Below are 4,518 nucleotides of genomic sequence, written 5' to 3'. Positions count from 1 at the left end.
GGATCCGGAGCGGATCTCCGGCGGGTCGAGCGCGGGTTCGGCGGTGGTGGTAGCCCTGGGCATCGCCGACTTCGCCATAGGCACCGACACCGCAGGGTCTGGCCGGGTCCCGGCGGCGCTGAACGGCATCGTCGGGGTCAAGGCGAGCATCGGGCTGGTGCCCGTTGACGGCGTCGTCCCCGCCTGCGCGCCGTATGACTGCGTGACCGCATTCGCGAACGACCTTGCCTCGGCCAGCACGGTGATGGGGGTGATGACCGGCCCGTCGTCGCTTGATCCGATGTCACGGTCGTGGCCTGCGGATGTACGGCTCGCGGCGCCGGCCGTGCCACGTCTGGCGGTACCGCGCGACGAGGATCTCAGCGTGTTGTCGGCTCAGGCACGGGACCGTTTCGACGAGTCGGTGTCGATGTTGCGGGCAGCCGGCGCGAGTGTCGACCGTATCGATCTGCGGCCGTTCCTGGACGCTGCGGCCATCCTGTACGACGGTGCGGTGGTGGCCGAGCGCTATGCCGCGTTCGGCGAGTTCGTGGAGAAGAACCCGGACTCGGCGGACCCGACCGTCGCCGGGATCACGCTCGGAGCACGTGACGTCGGCGCCGCCGAACTGGCACGCGACCAGCAGAAGCTGCGCGTCTTCCGGCGCCGGACGCTGGATCTGCTCGCCGGGTTCGACGCCATGGTGCTGCCGACTGCGCCGTCGCATCCCACCATTGCCGAGGTCCAAGCTGAGCCGGTGCGGGTCAACTCGTTCCTCGGCACGTACACGAACTTCTTGAACATCCTCGACATGGCCGCGGTGGCGGTACCGGCGGGCGAGGCGGACGGCGGCCTGTTCGGGGTCAGCATCGTGGTGCGCGCGTTCGAGGACCAGGTGGCGCTCGACATCGCCGGGCTGCTCACCGGAGAGACGCTGGACAAGCCGTATCCGGGTGGCGGAGTGCCGCTGGCGGTGTTCGGCGCTCACCTGTCCGGCCAGCCGTTGAACCACCAGCTGGTGCAGGCCGGCGCCCGGTTGGCCGGGCCGATCGCCACCAGCTCCAGCTACCGGATGTTCGCGTTGCCCGGCGCGGTGCCGAAACCCGGCGTCGTCAGGGTCTCGGCAGGTGACGGCGTGAGCTTGGCCGGTGAGCTCTGGCTGCTGCCGCCGACCGGTCTTGGCGCGTTCCTGGCAGATCTGCCGGAGCCGATGACGCTGGGGAAGGTGGAGCTCTCCGACGGCCGCTGGGTGACCGGCTTCGGCTGCTCCGACCCGGCCGGCGAAGACATCTCCCACTACGGCGGATGGCTGCCGTACCTGGGGTAAGTCGTATCCCAGGTACGGCGCCGGTGGCTGTCAGGCCTGGCCGCGTGGGGTGCGGTAGGCCCTGGGCAGCTTGTAGTCGTACTCGGTCATGACATCGCGCAGGCGGTCCGGGTAGTTCGTGATGATGCCGTCGACGCCGTCGTCGATGAGCTTGCGCATGGTCGCCTCGTCGTCGACGGTCCATGGGACCACCGGAATGCCGAGCTCGTGGGCCTCGTCGACCATCTCCTTGGTCACGTACGGCTCGTAATCCGCGTTCTGCGCGCTGCCCCAGCCGTGCACCGGAGAGAAGGCGTCGGCGCCGAACGAGTCGATCGCCAGCAGCGGGTTACCGTCGAAGTCGTCGATGTCGATGCCGCCCAGCCAGTCCGAAGCGCCGGGCTCGTCGATCTCGAGGAAGTTGTAGTTGGTCAGCGCGACGATCGGCAGCTTCGGCTCGACCTCTCGTACACGCATCAAGGCGCCCCAGTCGAAACTCTGGATCGTCACCTGGTTCAGCATCCTCGCGTCGCGGATCTCCTCCACCACGACCTGCACGAACTCTTCACGGGGCGCCGTTTCGTGCGGTGCGCCCGCTTCGACCTTGGTCTCGATGTTCAGCATCACACCGTAGGCCCGGTATTCGTGGACGAGGTCGAAGACCTCGCTCAGCAGCGGCATCTTTTCGCCGGGAGAGGGACGCTGCCCGGGATAGTCGGGCAGGGTCTGGGTGCCGCAGTCCAGGGTCAGGACCTGCTCCAGAGTCAGGTCTTTGATGTACTTGCCGACGTACGGATACTGTGGGTCGTCCGCGAACGCGGGCTCGGTGTCCTGACACTTGGTGTCGTGGATCCGCCGGTCATGGGTGACGACGGCCTCACCGTCCTTGGTGATCTGGATGTCGAGCTCCAGCGTGCTGACGCCGAGTTGCAGTGCGTTCTCGAAGGCGGGAATGGTGCTCTCCACGACGAGTCCCAGCCCTCCGCGGTGTGCCTGCAGATCGAACCGGTTCTCGACGGGCTGGTTCAGGTTGGGCTGGTTGACTGCCGTCGCCGTGACCGGCATGGCCAGCGCCGTGATCCCGGCCATGAGCCCGATTGCCAGACGTCGTGCCATGTTCGTGTCCTCTCTGATCGACATCGATGGCATGAGACTGCCCGGACCGGAATGCGGCCAGCCATGGTCGGGATGACGGATGGGCCAAGATTGCGTGACGTGCAGCCGAACCGTCAGGCTTCGGCAGGGCGTAGCCAGAGGGTCGCCAGCGGAGGAACGCGGAGCGTGGCGGAGGCACGACGGCCATGCCATGACTCGTCGAGGGCGTCGACGCGGCCCATGTTGCCGACTCCGGAACCGGTGTACAGCTCGGCGTCGGTGTTGAGGACCTCGTCCCAGCTGCCGGAGCTCGGCAGCCCCAGCCGGTATTGCTCATGCGGGACCGGGGAGAAGTTCGTGACGCACGCCAGCACCGAGCCGTCCGATCCGTACCGCAGGAAGGAGAACACGTTTCCGGGCGCGTCACTGGCATCGATCCACTGGAAACCGTGCGGATCCGCGTCCTGCGACCAGAGAGCGGGGGTGTCCCGGTAGATCCGGTTGAGGTCGCCGACCAGCTGCTTCAGCCCGGAATGACCGGCGGAGTCCAGCAGCGGCCATTCCAGCTCCTGAGACTCGGCCCATTCCGACTCCTGGCCGAACTCGCCACCCATGAACAGCAGCTGTTTGCCCGGGTGCGCCCACATGTAGCCGTAGAAGGCCCGCAGGTTGGCCAGCTGCTGCCAGCGGTCACCGGGCATCTTGCGCAGCAGCGAGCCCTTGCCGTGCACCACCTCATCGTGCGAGAGCGGCAGCACGTAGTTCTCGCTGAAGGCGTACATCATCGAGAACGTCATCTGGTGATGGTGGTACTGCCGATGGACTGTCTCGTGGGAGAGGTACTGCAGGGAGTCGTGCATCCAGCCCATGTTCCACTTCATCCCGAATCCGAGCCCGCCGACGTGGGTCGGCTGGCTGACACCCGGCCAGGCGGTGGACTCTTCCGCGATGGTGACGATCCCGGGCGTGGACTTGTACGCGGTGGCGTTCGTCTCCTGCAGGAGAGTGATGGCGTCGATGTTCTCCCGGCCGCCGTGCACGTTGGGTAGCCACGCGCCCTCGCTGCGGGAGTAGTCGAGATACAGCATCGACGCGACGGCGTCGACCCGCAGCCCGTCGACGTGGTACTCGGAAAGCCAGAACAGCGCGTTCGCGACCAGGAAGTTACGCACCTCGCTGCGGCCGTAGTTGAAGACCAGAGTGCCCCAGTCCGGTTGCTCGCCCCGGCGCGGATCCTCGTGCTCGTAGAGGGCCGTGCCGTCGAACTTGGCCAGCGCCCAGGCGTCCTTCGGGAAATGTGCCGGAACCCAGTCGACGATCACGCCGATGCCGGCCTGGTGCAGCGTGTCCACCAGGTGTTTGAAGTCGTCCGGGGTGCCGAACCGCGCGGTGGGGGCGTAGTACGACGTCACCTGGTAGCCCCACGAGCCACCGAACGGGTGCTCGGCGACCGGGAGAAACTCAACGTGGGTGAACCCGAGCTCGCTGACGTAGCCGGTGAGCTCGTGCGCCAGATCGCGGTACGAGCGTCCCTGCCGCCATGACCCCAGGTGCACCTCGTAGACGGACATGGGATGGTCGTGTGCCGTGCGCCCCTCGCGGGTCCGCATCCACCCGTCGTCGTTCCAGGTGTAGTGGGACTGGTGCACGACGGATGCGTTCGACGGCGGCACTTCGGTCCGTTGCGCCATCGGGTCGGCCTTCTCCTGCCAGACTCCGTCGGCGCCGAGGATCTGGTATTTGTAGAGGGTGCCGGCGCCGATGCCGGGCACGAACCCCCACCACACGCCGCCGCTGATGTGACGCAGGGGTGTGGTGAGCCCGTCCCAATGGTTGAAGTCTCCGGCGACGCGGATCTCGGCGGCGTTCGGGGCCCACACCGCGAACGACGTTCCGTCCGTCCCGTCTTCCGTGGTGACGTGGGCTCCGAGCACCTCCCACAGCCGCTCGTGGCGCCCTTCGCCGATGAGATGCAGGTCAACGTCACCGATCATTGGAAATCCTCACGTCGGAGCCGTAACAGTTCTTCTTCTTGCGTCACCATGTCTGCGGACCTCCTAGAGGTCGCGCACCAGAAAACCTGCTTAACATGATCATTTAGGAGCTCGCCGTGGCGAGACGTTCGACGGCGGCGAGGG

The 4,518-nt window shown here is 66.8% G+C and carries 3 protein-coding genes; 1 reads left to right on the top strand and 2 read right to left on the bottom strand.

The genetic code is table 11. The features are described 5' to 3' along the window. A partial coding sequence (locus ELR45_RS23370) for an allophanate hydrolase (RefSeq protein WP_205857119.1) occupies window positions 1-1,306 on the top strand: 1,306 nt, incomplete at its 5' end. Between the two features lie 30 nt (window positions 1,307-1,336). On the opposite strand, the gene ELR45_RS23365 is transcribed toward ELR45_RS23370, so the two are convergent. After that, on the bottom strand, window positions 1,337-2,401 hold the full coding sequence (locus ELR45_RS23365) for a glycerophosphodiester phosphodiesterase family protein (protein ID WP_129668501.1): 1,065 nt from the start codon (window positions 2,399-2,401) through the stop codon (window positions 1,337-1,339). Window positions 2,402-2,514: 113 nt separating this feature from the next. After that, window positions 2,515-4,374, bottom strand: coding sequence for a 1,4-alpha-glucan branching protein GlgB (glgB, locus tag ELR45_RS23360; RefSeq protein ID WP_240760087.1), 1,860 nt, complete (start codon window positions 4,372-4,374; stop codon window positions 2,515-2,517). Between the last annotated feature and the right edge of the window lie 144 nt (window positions 4,375-4,518).

The organism is Phytoactinopolyspora endophytica (assembly GCF_004138495.1).
Taxonomy (GTDB): Bacteria; Actinomycetota; Actinomycetes; order Jiangellales; family Jiangellaceae; genus Phytoactinopolyspora; species Phytoactinopolyspora endophytica.
The sequence above is the reverse complement of the archived record's forward strand: the minus strand, read 5'-3'. Positions and strand labels throughout refer to the sequence as shown.